The sequence below is a fragment of the Sagittula marina genome, assembly GCF_014196795.1.
GTDB lineage: Bacteria > Pseudomonadota > Alphaproteobacteria > Rhodobacterales > Rhodobacteraceae > Sagittula > Sagittula marina.
The window spans coordinates 109,960-127,578 of sequence record NZ_JACIEJ010000002.1 but is presented as its reverse complement, the minus strand read 5'-3'; the positions used below and the strand labels follow the sequence as shown (position 1 = coordinate 127,578).

At 60.7% G+C, this 17,619-nt stretch carries 15 protein-coding genes; 13 read left to right on the top strand and 2 right to left on the bottom strand.

Annotated elements, in window-relative coordinates:
- Positions 1–4: 4 nt before the first annotated feature.
- Positions 5–1,195, bottom strand: coding sequence for a BaiN/RdsA family NAD(P)/FAD-dependent oxidoreductase (locus GGQ68_RS03955; protein ID WP_183963145.1), 1,191 nt, complete (start codon positions 1,193–1,195; stop codon positions 5–7).
- Between the two features lie 209 nt (positions 1,196–1,404).
- Here GGQ68_RS03955 and ftsW point away from each other — a divergent pair, with 209 nt between their 5' ends.
- From ftsW to recN, 12 genes are all read left to right on the top strand, one after another.
- On the top strand, positions 1,405–2,571 hold the full coding sequence (gene ftsW / locus GGQ68_RS03950; RefSeq protein ID WP_183963143.1) for a putative lipid II flippase FtsW: 1,167 nt from the start codon (positions 1,405–1,407) through the stop codon (positions 2,569–2,571).
- 81 nt (positions 2,572–2,652) lie between these two features.
- Positions 2,653–3,786 carry an undecaprenyldiphospho-muramoylpentapeptide beta-N-acetylglucosaminyltransferase gene (gene murG, locus GGQ68_RS03945; RefSeq protein ID WP_183963141.1) on the top strand — a complete coding sequence of 378 codons (1,134 nt, stop codon included), beginning with the start codon at positions 2,653–2,655 and terminating at the stop codon, positions 3,784–3,786.
- Between the two features lie 13 nt (positions 3,787–3,799).
- Positions 3,800–5,197, top strand: a complete 1,398-nt coding sequence (gene murC, locus GGQ68_RS03940) for a UDP-N-acetylmuramate--L-alanine ligase (RefSeq protein ID WP_183964055.1) — start codon at positions 3,800–3,802, stop codon at positions 5,195–5,197.
- A gap of 201 nt (positions 5,198–5,398) precedes the next feature.
- Positions 5,399–5,659 carry a DUF2484 family protein gene (locus GGQ68_RS03935; RefSeq protein WP_183963139.1) on the top strand — a complete coding sequence of 87 codons (261 nt, stop codon included), beginning with the start codon at positions 5,399–5,401 and terminating at the stop codon, positions 5,657–5,659.
- A 95-nt stretch (positions 5,660–5,754) separates the two neighbouring features.
- Positions 5,755–6,672: a UDP-N-acetylmuramate dehydrogenase gene (gene murB, locus GGQ68_RS03930; RefSeq protein WP_183963137.1), complete on the top strand. Its 918-nt coding sequence runs from the start codon at positions 5,755–5,757 to the stop codon at positions 6,670–6,672.
- A 299-nt stretch (positions 6,673–6,971) separates the two neighbouring features.
- The gene (locus GGQ68_RS03925) at positions 6,972–7,886 is read left to right on the top strand and encodes a D-alanine--D-alanine ligase (protein ID WP_183963135.1); all 915 of its coding nucleotides are present in this window, start codon (positions 6,972–6,974) and stop codon (positions 7,884–7,886) included.
- Positions 7,883–8,824 carry a cell division protein FtsQ/DivIB gene (locus tag GGQ68_RS03920; RefSeq protein WP_343055867.1) on the top strand — a complete coding sequence of 314 codons (942 nt, stop codon included), beginning with the start codon at positions 7,883–7,885 and terminating at the stop codon, positions 8,822–8,824. Before GGQ68_RS03925 ends, GGQ68_RS03920 begins: the two co-directional genes overlap by 4 nt.
- A 19-nt stretch (positions 8,825–8,843) precedes the next feature.
- A complete protein-coding gene (gene ftsA, locus GGQ68_RS03915; protein WP_183963133.1) occupies positions 8,844–10,172 on the top strand; it encodes a cell division protein FtsA in 1,329 nt (442 codons plus the stop codon).
- A 442-nt stretch (positions 10,173–10,614) separates the two neighbouring features.
- Positions 10,615–12,243, top strand: coding sequence for a cell division protein FtsZ (ftsZ, locus tag GGQ68_RS03910; RefSeq protein WP_183963131.1), 1,629 nt, complete (start codon positions 10,615–10,617; stop codon positions 12,241–12,243).
- Between the two features lie 567 nt (positions 12,244–12,810).
- Positions 12,811–13,749 carry a UDP-3-O-acyl-N-acetylglucosamine deacetylase gene (lpxC, locus tag GGQ68_RS03905; protein ID WP_183963129.1) on the top strand — a complete coding sequence of 313 codons (939 nt, stop codon included), beginning with the start codon at positions 12,811–12,813 and terminating at the stop codon, positions 13,747–13,749.
- Between the two features lie 172 nt (positions 13,750–13,921).
- Entirely contained in the window at positions 13,922–14,776 is an 855-nt protein-coding gene (locus tag GGQ68_RS03900; RefSeq protein ID WP_183963127.1) for an outer membrane protein assembly factor BamD, read from the top strand.
- Between the two features lie 54 nt (positions 14,777–14,830).
- Positions 14,831–16,483 carry a DNA repair protein RecN gene (gene recN / locus GGQ68_RS03895; RefSeq protein WP_183963125.1) on the top strand — a complete coding sequence of 551 codons (1,653 nt, stop codon included), beginning with the start codon at positions 14,831–14,833 and terminating at the stop codon, positions 16,481–16,483.
- A 56-nt stretch (positions 16,484–16,539) separates the two neighbouring features.
- On the opposite strand, the gene GGQ68_RS03890 is transcribed toward recN, so the two are convergent.
- On the bottom strand, positions 16,540–16,923 hold the full coding sequence (locus GGQ68_RS03890; RefSeq protein WP_183963123.1) for a hypothetical protein: 384 nt from the start codon (positions 16,921–16,923) through the stop codon (positions 16,540–16,542).
- 105 nt (positions 16,924–17,028) lie between these two features.
- Between GGQ68_RS03890 and GGQ68_RS03885 the strand changes: the two genes are divergently transcribed.
- The gene (locus tag GGQ68_RS03885; protein ID WP_183963121.1) at positions 17,029–17,616 is read left to right on the top strand and encodes a TetR/AcrR family transcriptional regulator; all 588 of its coding nucleotides are present in this window, start codon (positions 17,029–17,031) and stop codon (positions 17,614–17,616) included.
- Positions 17,617–17,619: the final 3 nt, after the last annotated feature.

The following is a 17,619-nucleotide window of genomic DNA, read 5'->3' as shown; positions in this document are numbered from 1 at the left end:
TGACCTACGCCTCCCGAATGGCGGCTCCGGCGGCGACGCCGGAGGCCCAGGCCCACTGGAAATTATATCCACCGAGCCAGCCGGTCACGTCGACCGCTTCGCCGATGGCGTAGAGGCCCGGAAGATGCTTGGACATCAGGGTTTTGCTGTCCAATCCTTCTGTGGATAACCCGCCCAGCGTCACTTCGGCGGTGCGATATCCTTCGGTGCCTGTGGGCTTTACGCGCCAGTTGTGGATAACGTTTGCCAGTGCATCCATCCGCGCGTTGGGGATATCTGCAAGATTGCCTTTCAGGTCATGCGTTTGCCCGAGAAGGCTCACAAGTTTCGACGGCAATATCTGGGAAAGCTCCGTGGTGAGCGCACGCCTGCCATTGGACTGCCGCGCCTGCTTGAGGGTCTCGGCCACATCTACGCCGGGGGCGAGGTCTCCGACGATCTCCTCCCCCTCGCGCCAATAGCTCGAAAGTTGCAGAACAGCCGGCCCGGATAGCCCCCTGTGGGTGAACAGCAACGCCTCGGCAAACTGCGCGCGATCATTCGACAGGCGACAGGGAAGGGCCGTGCCGGACAGATCGCCAAAGCGGCCCTTGTCGAAAGTGAACGGAACCAGGGCGGGCCGCGTCTCGACCAGGTCATGCCCGAACTGTTGCGCCAGATCGTAGGCAAGGCCAGAGGCGCCCATCTTCGGAATGGATTTGCCGCCGGTGGCCAAAACAAGGTTTGCTGCGGTCGCCTCTGCCCGACGGCCTTCCCGTTCCAAAACAACCGTAAATCTGCCGTCACGATGCGCGACGTCCACGACGCTGGTGCGCAGCCAGAGCTCTGCACCGGCTCTGTTCATCTCGGAAAGAAGCATGTCGATGATCTGGGTGGCTTTGCCATCGCAGAACAGCTGGCCGAGTGTTTTTTCGTGCCAGGCGATCCCGTGTTTCGAGACCAGCTCGATGAAGTCCCATTGGCTGTAACGCGCCAGGGCAGATTTGCAAAAATGCGGGTTCTCCGACAGGTAGTTGGCCGGAGTCACATCCATATTGGTGAAATTGCAGCGCCCTCCGCCGGAGATGCGGATCTTTTCACCCGGCGCCTTGGCGTGGTCGATCACCAGAACGCCCGGACCGGCATGGGCCGCCGCCATCATCCCAGCAGCACCAGCGCCAAGAATGATGGTCTCGTATCGCGTGGCTTTCGACATGTTAACGCACCTGCTTTGACTTGGCCAAAATTCTTCGGAACCTGTCCTGAGACACCCGCGCGCGGTCCGTATCCGGATGTGCATAGTGCACCTGCACAAGTACGGTCCCCGAGCGTCCCCTTTTGTCTGGCCTGTGGCAGCAATTTGCGATATGCTCAAGGGTAGACCCGGAAAACCGGGCTTTTCCGAGGCAGTTGAGCGGTGTCCTCATGACAGAAATGGTTTATGGCGCAATGCCCGTTGCGGGCGGCGAACCTGTGTTGCCCAAATGGTGGCGCACGGTCGACAGGTGGAGCTTGTCGTGCATCCTCATCCTCTTTGCGGTGGGGTTGCTTTTGGGACTGGCGGCCTCTGTGCCGCTTGCCGAGCGCAATGGTCTCGCGACGTTCCACTATGTGCAAAGACAGGCGTTTTTCGGCGGTTTGGCGATGATCACGATGTTTGTCACGTCGCTCATGACGCCGTTGATGGTGCGGCGTATGGCCGTTGTCGGTTTCTTCCTCGCGTTTGTGGCCCTGGCCTTCCTGCCCATTCTGGGCACGGACTTCGGCAAAGGGGCCACGCGGTGGTACTCGCTGGGCTTTGCCTCGGTGCAGCCGTCTGAGTTCCTCAAGCCGGTCTTCATCATCGTGGCCGCTTGGCTGATGGCTGCGGGGCAGGAATTGGGCGGCCCTCCCGGACGGCTTTACTCCTTTGTCATCATGGTTGCGATTGTTCTGATGCTGGCGATGCAGCCGGACTTCGGGCAGGCGTCGCTGATCCTGTTCAGCTGGGCTGTGATGTGGTTTGTCGGCGGGGCGCCGATGGTCTTGCTGGCCACGCTGGCTGGCGTTGTCGTCATGGCTGGGACCTTTTTCTACAATGCATCCGAACACTTCGCGCGCCGCATCGACGGCTTCCTCAATCCCGAGGTCGACCCGACCACACAGCTTGGGTATGCGACCAACGCCATCCGAGAGGGCGGGTTTCTCGGGGTGGGAGTCGGCGAAGGCACGGTAAAATGGTCTTTGCCCGATGCGCACACCGACTTCATCATTGCTGTTGCCGCCGAAGAATACGGCCTCGTCATGGTGATGTTCGTGCTGGCCCTGTATTCAACCATCGTGGTCCGCAGCTTTATCCGGCTGATGCGCGAACGTGACCCGTTCATCCGCTTGGCAGGAACAGGTCTCGCCGCGATCTTTGGCGTGCAGGCGATGATCAACATGGGCGTGGCCGTGCGCCTTCTGCCGGCAAAGGGCATGACCCTTCCGTTTGTCAGCTACGGCGGCTCGTCCCTGATTGCAGGCGGCATAGCGGTCGGCATGTTGCTGGCGCTGACGCGCACGCGTCCGCAAGGCGAAATCGGCGATATCTTGCGCGGGGGACGCCGCTGATCCCGTCTGATTCTACCATTGGTGGACGGACCTGCGGGACTCCTATAAGTGGCCGCAGATACGTGTCGAGGGAGTGACGGTATGACGGAGCAAGCGCCTCTGTTGGTGATGGCAGCTGGAGGCACTGGTGGGCATATGTTTCCCGCTCAGGCCTTGGCAGAGCAAATGCTGGCCCGCGGCTGGCGGGTCAAGCTGTCCACGGATGCGCGCGGAGCCCGTTACACTGGCGCATTTCCTGATGGCGTCGAGATCGAACAAGTCACCTCCGCAACCTTTTCACGTGGTGGTCCGCTGGCCAAACTGATGGTGCCATTTCGTGTGGCGGGGGGCGTGTTTTCGGCCATCCTGCGCATGTCGCGGGACAAGCCCGCCGCTGTCGTTGGCTTTGGGGGCTATCCATCCATCCCCGCCCTGACGGCGGCCTGGGTGCTGCGACGTCCGCGCATGATCCATGAGCAAAATGGCGTGCTGGGCCGGGTGAATGAACTCTTCGCCAAGAAGGTCGATCGCGTTGCTTGCGGCACCTGGCCCACCGCATTGCCCGACGGCGTCGAAGGCGTGCATGTAGGGAACCCCGTCCGTGCCTCAGTGCACGAACGCGCGGCGGCCGGCTATATCGCGCCGGGACCTTACCCGATGTCGATGCTGGTGATCGGCGGCTCGCAAGGCGCGCGCATTCTGTCCGATGTGGTGCCGCCCGCCATCGCGGCGCTCGAACTGGACATGGTCGGAAATCTGCGTGTTTACCATCAGGCGCGGGACGAGGATGGCGAACGTGTCGCCACCTATTACGCGGAGAATGGTGTGCAGGCCGACGTGCAGCCATTTTTCCATGACCTGCCTGCCTTGATGAGCGAAGCCCAGCTAGTGGTCTCGCGGTCTGGTGCATCGTCGGTGGCTGATATCTCGGTGATCGGGCGGCCTTCGATCCTGATCCCTCTGAAAATTGCCACCGGCGACCATCAAACGGTCAACGCCCAGGCGTTGGTGGAGGCAGGGGCCGCCATCCGCATCCCTGAGACGCAATTGACGATAGAGAGCCTGCGGGACGCCATCGAGGCGATCCTGTCAAATGAACAAGGTGCCATTCGGATGTCGCAAGCGGCATTGAGTGTGGCAAAACCCGATGCGGCAGCGCATCTGGCCGCGCTGGTCGAAGAACTGGCCGGATATGACTCTGAGGAAAGGGCAGCATATGAAAGATCTGGAGAATGAGCGGGGCGCGCGCATGATTGGAGCAACCAAGCTGCCCGGGGACGTCGGGGCGATCCACTTCGTCGGGATTGGCGGCATCGGCATGTCCGGCATTGCCGAAGTGTTGGTGAACCATGGCTACACTGTCCAGGGGTCCGACCTGAAGGCCTCCAAGATCACGACGCGCCTGGCAGAGATGGGGGCGACGATCTTCGAAGGACAGCGCGCCGAGAACCTCGATGGCGCCGAAGTCGTCGTGATTTCCTCTGCCATCAAACCCGGCAATCCGGAGCTGGACGAGGCGCGTCGCCGCGGCTTGCCCGTGGTCCGCCGGGCAGAGATGCTGGCGGAACTCATGCGCCTGAAATCCAACGTGGCCATTGCCGGAACCCACGGCAAAACCACCACGACAACCATGGTGGCGACGCTGCTTGATGCCGGCCAGTTTGATCCCACTGTTGTGAACGGCGGCATCATTCACAAATACGGCTCAAACGCCCGGATGGGGCAGGGCGAGTGGATGGTGGTGGAGGCAGATGAATCTGACGGCACCTTCAACCGTCTGCCCGCGACGATTGCCATCGTGACCAACATCGACCCGGAGCATATGGAGCACTGGGGCTCGATCGAGAACTTGCGTCAGGGCTTTTACGACTTCGTGTCGAACATTCCCTTCTATGGCTTGGCCGTCTGCTGCACCGATCACCCTGAGGTTCAGACCCTTGTTGGGCGCGTCACGGATCGCCGTATTGTGACGTACGGTTTCAACACGCAGGCGGACGTCCGGGCTGTAAACCTGACCTACAAAGGCGGCGAGGCGTATTTCGATGTACATTTTCAGGCATCGGGTGAGGTGATCGAGGGCATGGTGCTGCCCATGCCGGGCGATCACAATGTTTCCAATGCTCTGTCGGCCATTGCTGTGGCGCGACATCTGGGTATGTCAGGCGATGAGATCCGCACGGCGCTTGCCGCTTTCGGGGGCGTGAACCGGCGCTTCACAAAGGTCGGCGAAGTGAATGGCGTCGCAATCATTGATGACTACGGTCATCACCCGGTCGAAATCGCGGCTGTCTTGAAGGCCGCGCGCCAGGCCTGTGAGGGACGTGTCATCGCCGTGCATCAGCCGCACAGGTATTCGCGCCTGTCGCATCACTTCGAAGAGTTCTGCACCTGTTTCAACGAGGCAGATGTGGTCGCGATTGCGGAGGTCTTCTCCGCTGGAGAAGAGCCCATACCGGGTGCATCGCGCGACGATCTTGTTGCGGGTCTTGTACGGCATGGTCACCGTCACGCGCGCGCAGTCATGAACGAAGACGATCTGGAGCGGTTGGTTCGTGAGCAGACGCGGCCAGGTGACATGGTCGTTTGCCTCGGGGCCGGGACGATCTCTGCTTGGGCGAATGGCCTTCCGGATCGGTTGTCGAAGTAGAGAGCAGCCAATGACTGATTCAGGGGCCGTCAGCGGCCCCTTTTTCGTTTCATGGGCGAACGATACGTCTTCCTTGGTCCCAACTTTAACCCCCGGTGGTTGGATCGCTGTTGTCTGCAATTGCATTGGTCGGCGGGCTTGTGTGAAAGCCCGGTTGCTGGCACACTGACCGCAGCCTGAGGGGGCAACCGGAGGTGAGCCATGACGCTCTCTTTAACACTTGCCTGCCTGTGGGCAGTGCTGGCCAATCTGGCCGCAATGATCCCGTCAAGCGACAATCATTGGACGCGCGCTTATGTGCTGATCGGTCTGGGCATTCCTTTGGTCGGCTTCGTTACATATCAAAATGGCCCGTGGATCGGTTTGGTCATATTGGTGGGCGGGATGAGCGTCTTGCGCTGGCCTTTGGTATACTTCGCACGTTGGGGAAAACGCGTGATTTCGGGGCCAGAGGGCGGATAATTCTCTCCCGACATGGCGTTGTGGCAGCGCGCAGGCGTAGGCTATTATGCGTGTGGTTATTGCTTTGGACGTAGCGCCGGGATAGCAGTTTTGCCATGATGGATATGCCCGAAATTCGGGGGCGCTTGACGCCCCAGCGCCCGCTCAACGATCTGACGTGGCTTCGTGTCGGCGGACCCGCTGATTGGTTCTTTCAACCAGCGGACCTTGATGACTTGTGCACCTTCTTGAGCGCGTTACCTGACGAGATCGCGGTCTTTCCGATGGGCGTGGGGTCGAATTTGATCGTGCGGGACGGTGGTCTGCGTGCCGCGGTCATCCGCTTGGGGCGTGGCTTCAATGAAATCGATATCGCCGGCGGCAGAGTGCGCTGCGGCGCCGCGGCTTTGGACGCGCATGTTGCGAAACGGGCGGCCGCCGCGGGGCTGGACCTCGGGTTTTTGCGCACGATACCGGGCACTATCGGTGGGGCCATACGGATGAATGCGGGGTGTTATGGATCATACGTGGCAGATGTCTTGGTCGAAGCGACAGCAGTCACACGTACCGGCGATGTGGTAAAACTCTCACCCGAGGACCTCGCCTTTGGGTACCGTTCCTCGGTGCTCCCCGAGGGCGCAGTGCTGGTAGAGGCCGTGTTCCAGGCGCCGTCAGGCGACCCGGATGTGCTGGCGGTTCGAATGGAGGAGCAGTTGGCGAAGCGGAATGAAACCCAGCCAGTGAAGGATCGCACCGCAGGCAGCACGTTTCGGAATCCGGCGGGATTTTCCTCCACGGGCCAAGCAGATGACACACATGAGCTGAAGGCCTGGAAGGTCATCGATGACGCTGGCATGCGCGGAGCCCGTCGCGGAGGCGCCAAGATGTCTGAAAAGCATTCCAATTTTCTGTTGAATACGGGGGATGCTACGGCGTCCGATTTGGAACGCTTGGGCGAAGAGGTTCGCGAGAAAGTGCGTGAAACCTCTGGCTTGGATCTGGTCTGGGAGGTGATCCGAGTTGGCGAACCTTAGGCTTTTCCGGCCGATTTAGGTCGACTTCAGCATAGTAGCGCCGTGATATCCGCAGGTAGTGCACGGACCCGGGTACGCTGGGTGTGCTCCCATGGAGTCATCGGTATCTAATTAACGAAAAAGGGTTTTCCATGGGCTGGGAATGCGGCTAAGATGTGGCAAGGCTTGCCGGGTGATTTGCCTGCTGCAGGTCGAAAACCGCCTCATGATCCAGAATAAGAACATCGGACGGGGGCACGACCACAGGCAGGTCGATAGATGACATGGGGGACAACCCCCGGGCAAAAGGCGATTTTGGGATGTCGAGCAGGACACTCCCGAAGGTTGTGGTACTGAAAGGCGGACCTTCAGCTGAGCGCGAGGTGTCGCTGGTTTCCGGTCGGGAATGTGCCGCTGCCTTGAGGGGCGAAGGATACGAGGTGTTCGAAGTGGACGCTGGCGTCGATGTGGCCCAGCGTCTTGCAAAGATCGCCCCGGACGTGGTTTTCAATGCACTGCATGGCCGGTGGGGTGAGGATGGCTGCATTCAAGGTTTGCTTGAGTGGCTTCGCGTGCCTTACACACATTCCGGGGTGCTTGCCTCTTCCTTGGCAATCGATAAGGAAAAGACGAAAACCGCCTATCGCATGGCCAATCTGCCTGTTGCGGATAGTTTTCTTAAATCAAAGACGTGCGTTATGGCGGCTCACGTGATGCCGCCGCCTTACGTCGTGAAACCTTACAACGAAGGCTCTTCGGTCGGCGTCTATCTTGTGCATGACGCGGCCAACGGACCGCCTGTTCTTGGCCCCGAAATGCCGGATACGGTGATGGTGGAGGCCTTTATCCCAGGACGCGAATTAACGTGTACGGTTATGGGGGACAGCCCTCTGGGAGTGACAGAGATTTTCACTGACGGCTGGTACGATTACGATGCGAAATACAAGTCCGGCGGGTCGCGCCACGTCTGCCCGGCAGAATTGCCAAATGGCATAACCGAAGCCTGCATGGACTACGCCTTGCGCGCCCACAGGGCCTTGGGCTGTCGCGGTGTCAGCCGAACGGACTTTCGTTGGGACGATGCCAAAGGCATCGACGGGCTTGTTTTGCTGGAAACGAACACCCAGCCCGGTATGACACCGACCTCACTGTCGCCCGAACACGCTGCGCTGCATGAGATGAGCTTTGGCCAGTTTTGCGCATGGATGGTGGAGGACGCATCTTGCGACAGGTGATCCGCAACGAACGTGACCTGGAGGTCACGCCGGAGCCGAGCAATGATGACATGCCGGATATGGGCATGGCGCGGCTCGACCCCACCGCCAGCCGACTGAAGTACCGGCTGGAACGGCTGATGCTGACCCCGATCTTTCGCTTCGCGCTTCGCGTTGCGCTGCCCATTGCGGTGGTGGTTGGCGGTGTTTCAGCGTGGTTTTCCGTTGAAAACAACCGTGAAGCTTTCAATCTGATGGTCGCTGACGTGCGTGCAGCAGTGGAAAGCCGTCCCGAATTTCAGGTCAAATTGATGGCCATCGATGGCGCCTCTGAACCGGTTGCCGAACTGATCCGCGCCGAGTTGCCATACAACTTTCCGATCAGCTCCTTCGATGTCGACCTTTCAGAGATGCAGGCGCGGATTGGGGGGCTGGATCCAATTCGCTCGGTTGAGGTGCGCATTCGCCAAGGCGGCGTTCTGCAGATTGATGTGGATGAGCGCAAGCCAGCCGTACTTTGGCGTACGGCGGATGGGCTGCGTCTTCTTGACGAGGCTGGCGTATTGGTTGGCCCGGCGAATTCACGTGGCGACCGTCCGGATCTGCCCGTGATTGCGGGCGAGGCCTCCGAGGATGCCGTGGCGCAGGCTCTGCGTCTTTGGTCGGTGAGCGGTCCCATTCAGATGCGATTGCGCGGGTTTGAACGCATCGGGGCGCGCCGTTGGGATGTTGTCCTGGACCGTGACCAGCGTATCATGCTGCCGGAAAAACAACCGGTTCAAGCTTTGGAAAGAGTGATCGCCATGGCGATGGCGCCGCAGGTGGACCTGCTGGCGCGCGACCTGACGGTTGTGGATCTGCGGCTGCCACGGCGGCCGGTGATCCGAATGACAGACCAGGCCACACAACAGATGTGGCGTATCAAATTGATCGAGGCAGGCCTGGGAACGGGCAATTGAACAGAACGGGGCAGCGGCAATGATCGAGCTATACGAATCCCAGCGCGCGATGCGGAATATGCGGCGCGCGGCGATGCAACGGGGCGTGGTGGCCATCCTGGACGTGGGGACGTCCAAGGTTGCTTGTCTTGTCCTGCGCTTCGACGGGACGGAGGCACGTGACGACGGCATTGGTTCGTTGGCGGGGCAGAGCGGTTTCCGCGTGATCGGTGCCGCGACGACCCGATCGCGCGGTGTCCGCTTTGGCGAGATCAGCGCCATGCAGGAAACCGAGCGCGCCATTCGCACAGCCGTTCAGGCCGCGCAAAAGATGGCGGGCATTCGCGTCGATCACGTGATTGCCGCATTCGCCGGTGCTGATCCGCGCAGCTATGGCTTGGCCGGGCAGGTGGATGTCATGGGCGTCACGGTGGATGAGCAGGACGTGGCCCGCGTGCTGTCAGCCTGTGATGCGCCGGACTTTGGCCACGACCGGGAAGTGCTGCACGCGCAGCCGGTAAACTTTGCCCTGGATCATCGTTCGGGTTTGATTGATCCGCGCGGCCAGATCGGCACAGAGCTGTCCTGCGACATGCACATGCTTACGGTGCAGGCGCAGGCGGTGGCGAACCTCGCCCATTGCGTCAAGCGCTGTGATCTGGAGCTCGCGGGCCTGGCGTCTTCGGCCTATGTCTCTGGCATCGCGGCTCTGGTCGAAGACGAGCAAGAGCTCGGCGCGGCGTGTATCGACATGGGGGGCGGCGCGACGGGGATCTCTATCTTCATCAAGAAGCACATGATCTATGCCGACAGCGTGCGGATGGGCGGCGACCATGTAACTTCCGATATTTCCATGGGACTTCAAGTGCCCATGGCGACAGCTGAACGGATCAAGACATTCTATGGCGGGGTTCAGGCCACGGGCATGGACGACCGCGAGATGATCGAATGCGGTGGGGAAACCGGCGACTGGGAACATGATCGTCGCACGGTGTCCCGAACCGAATTGATCGGCATCATGCGTCCCCGGGTTGAGGAAATCCTCGAAGATGTGCGTGCTCGGTTGGACGCTGCGGGCTTTGACCATTTGCCGTCCCAGCAGATCGTTTTGACAGGCGGCGCATCGCAGATCCCCGGGCTTGATGGCCTGGCGTCCAAGATCCTTGGGCAGCAGGTGCGTTTGGGGCGTCCGCTGCGCGTGCACGGTTTGCCGCAGGCCGCGACCGGGCCGGGATTTGCCGGGGCCGTGGGCCTGTCGCTTTTCGCGGCGCATCCGCAGGACGAATGGTGGGACTTCGAATTGCCGGTTGATCGCTATCCGGCCCGCTCGTTGAAGCGGGCGGTGCAATGGTTCCGCGACAACTGGTGATATGATTTTGCTTTGGTCTGGCACGAAGGGTTCCCCCGTGTCGGACCTTGCTCTAGATATCCACCGTCAATTTGGCGTGTGCAGGTAAACCGAGCACAATATGGGGGTGACGGCAGGCTTCACAGCTGTTAGGAACTCTGTGGATAACGGCGGGATAAACCCGCCATACCGGGATCGGGCAGGATCCAAACGTGACCTGTAGACACTTTTGATGCGGTGCGCTTTGCGCCGTGATTTGTGGTGCGCGAACTCTTGCCTACTGCATGTGGACGCGACAGCGAAAAGGCGCGGTTGGGAGCCTTTTTTCTGCCATATTTGGTGGATTAACCCAGATTTTTGCGTGACGCCAAGGGCTAATCCCGGTAAACTCATCATTAACAGGCAGGCTACGTGCCTGGATGGGTGAGAAAACCAAGTCGATAAGAACACAGGCGGACAAACCATGGCACTGAACCTTTCCATGCCCGGACAGGATGAATTGAAGCCGCGCATCACGGTCTTTGGCGTGGGCGGGGCAGGCGGCAACGCCGTCAACAACATGATTGAAAAACGGCTCGAAGGCGTCGACTTCGTTGTCGCCAATACGGACGCTCAAGCGCTCCAGCAAAGCCAGTCGCAAAGCCGCATCCAGCTGGGTGTGAAGGTCACCGAAGGTCTTGGTGCAGGGGCGCGCGCAAGCGTAGGCGCCGCAGCCGCTGAAGAGAGCATCGAGAGCATTGTGGACCATCTGGCGGGCGCACACATGTGCTTTATCACCGCTGGTATGGGCGGCGGAACCGGCACTGGCGCGGCCCCGATCATTGCTCAGGCAGCGCGTGAACTTGGCGTTCTAACCGTCGGTGTTGTCACGAAACCTTTTCAGTTCGAAGGCGCGAAACGCATGCGCCAAGCTGAGGAAGGTGTCGAGACGCTGCAAAAGATGGTCGACACGCTGATCATCATTCCCAACCAGAACCTTTTCCGTCTGGCCAATGAAAAGACGACCTTCACCGAGGCGTTCTCTTTGGCGGATGATGTCCTGTATCAGGGCGTGAAGGGTGTGACCGATCTGATGGTCCGTCCCGGCCTGATCAACCTCGACTTTGCCGACGTGCGCGCCGTCATGGACGAGATGGGCAAAGCCATGATGGGCACCGGTGAGGCAGAGGGCGAAGATCGCGCCATTCAGGCCGCCGAGAAGGCAATCGCGAACCCGCTGTTGGACGAAATCTCGCTCAAGGGCGCGAAGGGTGTGCTGATCAATATCACGGGCGGCACTGACCTGACCCTGTTTGAACTGGACGAAGCGGCGAACCGCATCCGCGAAGAAGTGGACCAGGACGCCAACATCATCGTCGGCTCGACAATGGACGAAAGCCTTGGCGGTATGATGCGCGTGTCTGTCGTGGCCACCGGCATCGACGCGACTGACAACATCGCCGACACGCCTGTCCCGCGCCGTTCGCTGTCGCATCCGCTGCGTCAGCAGTCAGCCGCTGCTGAGGAGCCTGCTCCGGCGCCCGCCCCGAAGGCCCAGCCTGCCGTGGCGCAGAAGCCTGTACAGGAACCGCTGTTTGACGAAATGGAGTCCAACCGGTCCGCCTCTGACGACCACATGGACGACGTCTTCGAAGACGAGGCGCAGACCCCTGCGCCGGTGCGTATGGATGACGACGGCCTGCCGCCGCCAGCCTACCAGCCACAGGTCGCGGATTTCCGTCCTCAGGCCGATATCGAAGCGGACCCGAACGATTTCGTCGCTCCGCGCAAGCCGGTCCCCGGTGAGCCGAGCCCTGCCGCTCTGGATCGCTTGAAGGCAGCCGCAGCCCGTACCCGTGACGAGCACGGCCAAGCACCTGGTGCCGCAGCGGATGCTGCTGCCGCTCAGGGTGAGGACAAACCGCGCTTCTCGGTGAATTCCTTGATCGGCCGGATGACTGGCCACGGCGGCGAGCAGCAGCAACCGGCGCAGCCCGCACGTCGTCAGCCTCCGATGCAGGGCCAACGCCCGGCACCTGCGCCCGCTCCGGAAGCGGACCCGGAGGAAGACCGTATCGAGATCCCGGCGTTCCTGCGTCGCCAGGCAAACTGAACGTACCGAACCTAAAGAAATCGTCTCGGGTAACCGAGATCCTCTTGGATGGCGCTCTCTGGAAAACAGGGGGCGCTTTTCCATTTCGGGAAGGGGCTTTTGTTTATGGATTGCGTCACTTCGTGCATGGTCTGCGGTGCCCAAGGGGGTTTCAGGTCGTCAATCAGGCCTTCCAGTTTGCGACCCTTTCGTCCGGTCACGTGTCCTCAAGGCACCTCGCATCGCTAAGTGGTGTCGGATGAACCATCTGTGAGTGGGTAGCTGCCCCGCTCGATTGCGGCCAACTGGTCGCCTGAAGCAGACATCTGTGTCACAGTCTTGTAGCAATTGTGGTGGATGTCGTGTTTTGTGGGCGGCGCGCCTCACGAGGAACAACATGATATATTGATTTATATCAGAGGGTTGCCTGTATCCAAAAGCGATTTGCGCGGGGCAGCGCCTATGGCCACTGGTAGATGTTTCACTCGGTTACAATCTTTGATTTGAGGCCACCGCCCCCCATGCCCTATCTCTAACCTCAGAGCCGCACCCGTTTTCGGGAGGCGTGCAAAACGTTAGGATGATCTCGTGCAAAACACCTTGCGCTCCAGCGCCATCTTCGAAGGCACCGGTCTGCACTCAGGTGCAGCCGTGCGCATGATCATTCGTCCAGCGCCTGCGAACCATGGCGTGTGGTTTCGTCGAACCGATGTCGAAGTTGGCAACGGTTTGATTCCGGCGCGCTGGGACGTGGTCGAAACATCGCCCCTGTGTACGGAAATAGTTAACGGCGAAGGCGTGGCGGTCTCGACGATTGAACACGTCATGGCCGCGCTGGCCGGCTGCGGCGTGCACAACGCATTGATCGAGATTGACGGGCCGGAGGCACCGATCCTGGATGGGTCGTCCGTTCCCTTCGTGCGCGGCATCCTTTCGGTCGGTCTTCGTCGTCAGAATGCGCGCATCCGGGCCATCGAGGTTCTCGACACCATCGAGGTGCAGACGCCATCCGGTTGGGCGCGCCTGTCGCCGTCGGCGGAGCCGTCGAACGGCCTGGAAATGTCCTTCGAGATCGAGTTCGCGGATGCTGCAATCGGTCGTCAGGAAAAGCGGCTGAGCCTTGCCAATGGCACCTTCGTTCGCGAACTTTCCGACAGCCGCACATTTTGTCGCGCGTCCGACGTTGACGCGATGCGCGCCGCGGGCAAGGCCTTGGGCGGCACCTTTGAAAATGCAGTTGTGGTTGATGGCGACAAGGTCCTCAGCCCCGGCGGCCTGCGTCACGCGGATGAAGCTGTGCGCCACAAGATGCTGGACGCGTTGGGCGATCTTGCCCTCGCCGGTGCCCCGATCCTTGGCCTGTACGAGGGGCACAAGGCGGGTCATGCCATGACAAATGCCCTGTTGCGCGCGATGTTCGCCAAGCCGGGCGCATGGCGGTTGGTGACCTGTGACCCGATGACGGCCGCCAGCCTTCCGGGCGCAGGCGTGGAGAGCGATGAGATCCCGCAAGTGGCCGTCGCCTGAAGCCGCTGGTCCTATTGCACGTCATGGCTGCGGCAACTTCTTGCGACCTTCATCTTCCCAATCCGCCAATAGGGCGTTTTGCCCGCCGAATTAGTATGCTAGACCCGGTCCAAAGATGGCTCGATGATCGCTTCCGCGTGAGGGCCGGGAAGAACAGAGGACGGTGGTGGTGATGACTGGGGGCAGATCGCGGGCTGTGGTGTTCGGGATGGGCATCGTTGTTCTGCTGTTGTCGGGCTGCGGTGAACTGCAGCGCAAAGGTGTGGGGCCGGACGGTGCGCCGTTGGAAACCTATACAGCTAAACAGATTTTTGAACGCGGCGAATACGAGATGTCGCGCAAGGATTGGGAAGACGGCGCATTTTACTTCGGTGAAATCGAGCGTCTGTATCCCTATTCCGAATGGGCCAAGCGTGCGCTGATCATGCAGGCCTACGCCTATCACAAGGATAAGGATTACGAGAACGCACGCTCATCGGCGCAGCGCTTTATCGACTTTTATCCTGCCGATGATGACGCGGCCTATGCGCAGTATCTCCTGGCTTTGTCGTACTACGATCAGATCGAACTGGTGGGGCGTGATCAGGGGCTGACGTTTCAGGCGTTGCAGGCCCTGCGCGCCGTGATCGAACGCTATCCCGACAGCGAATATGCGCGCTCTTCGGTGCTGAAATTCGATCTGGCCTTCGATCACCTTGCCGGCAAGGAAATGGAAATCGGGCGCTACTACCTGAAGCGTCAGCACTACGGCGCGGCGATCTCGCGGTTCCGTGTGGTGGTCGAGGATTTCCAGACCACAACCCATACCCCAGAGGCGTTGCACCGCTTGGTGGAAAGCTACCTGTCGTTGGGCCTGCTGGAAGAGGCGCAGACCGCTGGCGCGGTGCTTGGCTACAACTACCAGTCTACGGAATGGTACGAAGACAGCTATGCATTGCTGACCAAACAAGGGCTGGAGCCGAAAGCCTTCGACAGCAATTGGCTGGGTGCGGTTTACCGCCAGATGCTGAAAGGTGAGTGGCTCTGAGGGGGCGGCGGGGAGGCTCTCCCCGTCTTACGCTCCAGAGGCTCTTGGTGACCTATGCTGCGCGCGCTTGAAATTCGGGACATGCTTATCATCGACCGGCTGGAACTGGATTTCCGGCCCGGCCTGAACGTGCTCACTGGCGAGACAGGGGCGGGCAAGTCCATCCTGCTGGACTCCTTGGGTTTTGTTCTGGGGTGGCGCGGGCGGGCCGAACTGGTGCGCGCGGGCGCCGCTCAGGGCGAGGTGATTGCCGTCTTCGATCTCGCGTCGGATCACGCCGCATGGGATGTCATGCGTGACGCGGGATTGCCCGTTGACGGCGAACTGATCCTGAGGCGCGTGAACACGGCGGACGGTCGCAAGACCGGTTGGGTCAATGATCGCCGTGTGTCCGGGGAGGTGTTGCGGCGTCTGTCCGACACCTTGGTGGAACTGCACGGACAACATGACGACAAGGGTTTGCTGGATCCCAAAGGGCATCGCGCGATCCTTGATGAATACGCGGTCGCTGGACCGGCGCAAGAAGCCGTGCGGCTGGCGTGGCGCAAGGTCGGCGCGGCGCGCAAGGATCTGGCGCAAGCCCGTGAGGCCTTGGAAAAGGTGCGCGCAGAGGAAGATTTCCTGCGGCACGCTGTGGCGGAGCTGGAAGCCCTGTCTCCTGAGCCGGGCGAAGAGGCTGTGCTCGACACCCGCAGGCGGCAGATGCAGGCGGCGGAGAAAATCCGCGCCGATATCGCTCAGGCTTCATCGGCACTTGGATATGAGGGCGCCGAGGGGGCCATGTCTGGCGCGTTGCGCTGGCTGGAAGGGGCATCTGAAAAGGCCGACGGACGGCTTGATTCCCCGATCGAGGCCTTGGTGCGTGCCATGGCCGAATTGGATGAGGCCGCGCGCGGTGTGGCCGATTGTCTGGATGCGTTGGACTTCAATCCGTCCGAGCTCGAGGACACCGAGGAACGCCTGTTCGCGCTCAGGGGCTTGGCCCGTAAACATCAGGTGGCAGCGGACGATCTGGCAAGTTTGACAGAGGAACTTGGCGCGCGCCTGGCTGCGTTGGACGCGGGCGAGGCGCAGATTGGCGCGTTGGAAGCCGCGGTCAAAGATGCCGAAATCTCGTATACGGATGCGGCGAAATCCTTGACCGAACTGCGCCAGAAAGCAGCTGTACGCTTGGACAAAGGGGTGGCTTCAGAGCTTGAGCCGCTCAAGATGGGCCGAGCCGTGTTCCAGACCGAGGTTGCCGAAGCCCCCGACGGGCCCGAGGGGCGAGATGCGGTGACCTTCCGCGTTGCGACCAACCCCGGTGCACCTGCCGGAGCGTTGAATAAAATCGCATCGGGCGGTGAACTATCTCGATTTCTCCTGGCCCTGAAGGTCGCGCTTCACGAGGAAGCAGGGCAGGGCGTCACGATGATTTTTGACGAGATCGACCGTGGCGTGGGTGGCGCAACAGCGGATGCTGTGGGCCGTCGCCTCAAGGCTTTGGCCGACGCGGGACAGGTTCTTGTGGTGACGCACTCGCCGCAAGTGGCGGCTTTGGGCGCGCACCATTGGCGCGTGGCCAAGCGCGTCGAAGAGGGCATGACGCTTTCGGAAGTTGTGCCATTGGATGCGGATGAACGAGAGACGGAGCTCGCGCGCATGTTGTCCGGTGACACGGTGACCGACGCCGCACGGGCCGCGGCGCGGGCGCTGTTGGCAGGATAGCTTGCCAAGGCCTTGAGCCTGTTGCGTTTTCACCGGGGCGAAAGCTGGTGTGCGGCTTAGGTGGTCACGTCAGCCTGTGCCTTTGTCCGTGTGCGAAAGGCGTCCAGCGCTTGCGCCAGCAGGACAAAGATCGCGACCTGGCCGGTGATTACGGCGGGCCAGATCTCTGCAAACGCCGGGTCGACGTATTTTTGCGGGCCAAGTGAGACCATTGCCAATATTGCGGTGACGACACTCAGCCAAGTTGCGCCAGGGCGGCCGGCCATCATCCATGTTGCGCATCCGATGGCGATGACTGCGGTCAAGAATGGACCCAGCGCGAACAGTGGAATGGTCGGCGGCGGGTGCGGCGCCGTTTCCGTGTATAGCGCAAAGAGCATCAATAGGTGAATTGCCAGAAGTGTCGCGAGAGCGGCTCGGGTGGGCAGTGGATCGATCATGGAAAATACCTCGGTTGGAAGTTCCGTAATTTAATGTACGCCTTGCTATATCCGTAATCGTGTGTACGGTTTTGAGTCAACACCTAATTGGAAATCGGATGCCGCATGACCCCGGACGAAAAAGAAGCCCGTGAAAAACAAATTGCTGATGCCGCCTATGATTTGCTGAAGGAAAAGGGGTTTGGCGGCATGTCGATGCTGGCTGTCGCGCGCAAAGCCAAGGCATCGAACGAGACACTCTATCGTTGGTACGGCGATAAGTCGGGCCTTTTTGCCATGCTGATCGCGCGCAATGTCGACGCAATCTCCGACCGTCTGGATCAGGTCACGCAGGCGCGCGATGAGGCCGCGTTGATAGAGCTTGGTTCCTTGCTCTTGGAATTGCTTTTGTCTCCGCGTGCCATCGAACTGAACCGCGCCGCCGCCGCCGATCCCAAAAACCAGCTTGGCGCTCTCTTGGCAGAGGGCGGACGTGGCCGCGTGTTCCCGCGGGTGTTGCTCTTTTTTGAAGGTTTGCGCGCCGAAGGGCTGGTTCGGCAGAAGGCACAGGATGCGGCTTCGCTGTGGCTCGACCTGCTTGTTGGCGATGTGCCTTTGCGCTGCGTGACAGGGGCCTTGAAGCCGCCAGAGGCAGATGCGCGCCACACCCGCGCCACACTGGCCGCAACGCGGGTGCTGATTTTATGTGGATAAACG

What these genes read in the sequence shown, in the direction of transcription:
- murB (WP_183963137.1), top strand. Translation starts at nt 5,755, where the DNA reads ATGATGGATATGCCCGAAATTCGGGGGCGCTTGACGCCCCAGCGCCCG.
- ftsZ (WP_183963131.1), top strand. Translation starts at nt 10,615, where the DNA reads ATGGCACTGAACCTTTCCATGCCCGGACAGGATGAATTGAAGCCGCGC.
- GGQ68_RS03890 (WP_183963123.1), bottom strand. Translation starts at nt 16,923, where the DNA reads ATGATCGATCCACTGCCCACCCGAGCCGCTCTCGCGACACTTCTGGCA.
- murC (WP_183964055.1), top strand. Translation starts at nt 3,800, where the DNA reads ATGATTGGAGCAACCAAGCTGCCCGGGGACGTCGGGGCGATCCACTTC.
- ftsW (WP_183963143.1), top strand. Translation starts at nt 1,405, where the DNA reads ATGACAGAAATGGTTTATGGCGCAATGCCCGTTGCGGGCGGCGAACCT.
- ftsA (WP_183963133.1), top strand. Translation starts at nt 8,844, where the DNA reads ATGATCGAGCTATACGAATCCCAGCGCGCGATGCGGAATATGCGGCGC.
- murG (WP_183963141.1), top strand. Translation starts at nt 2,653, where the DNA reads ATGACGGAGCAAGCGCCTCTGTTGGTGATGGCAGCTGGAGGCACTGGT.
- GGQ68_RS03935 (WP_183963139.1), top strand. Translation starts at nt 5,399, where the DNA reads ATGACGCTCTCTTTAACACTTGCCTGCCTGTGGGCAGTGCTGGCCAAT.
- GGQ68_RS03925 (WP_183963135.1), top strand. Translation starts at nt 6,972, where the DNA reads ATGTCGAGCAGGACACTCCCGAAGGTTGTGGTACTGAAAGGCGGACCT.
- GGQ68_RS03885 (WP_183963121.1), top strand. Translation starts at nt 17,029, where the DNA reads ATGACCCCGGACGAAAAAGAAGCCCGTGAAAAACAAATTGCTGATGCC.
- recN (WP_183963125.1), top strand. Translation starts at nt 14,831, where the DNA reads ATGCTGCGCGCGCTTGAAATTCGGGACATGCTTATCATCGACCGGCTG.
- GGQ68_RS03900 (WP_183963127.1), top strand. Translation starts at nt 13,922, where the DNA reads ATGACTGGGGGCAGATCGCGGGCTGTGGTGTTCGGGATGGGCATCGTT.
- GGQ68_RS03955 (WP_183963145.1), bottom strand. Translation starts at nt 1,195, where the DNA reads ATGTCGAAAGCCACGCGATACGAGACCATCATTCTTGGCGCTGGTGCT.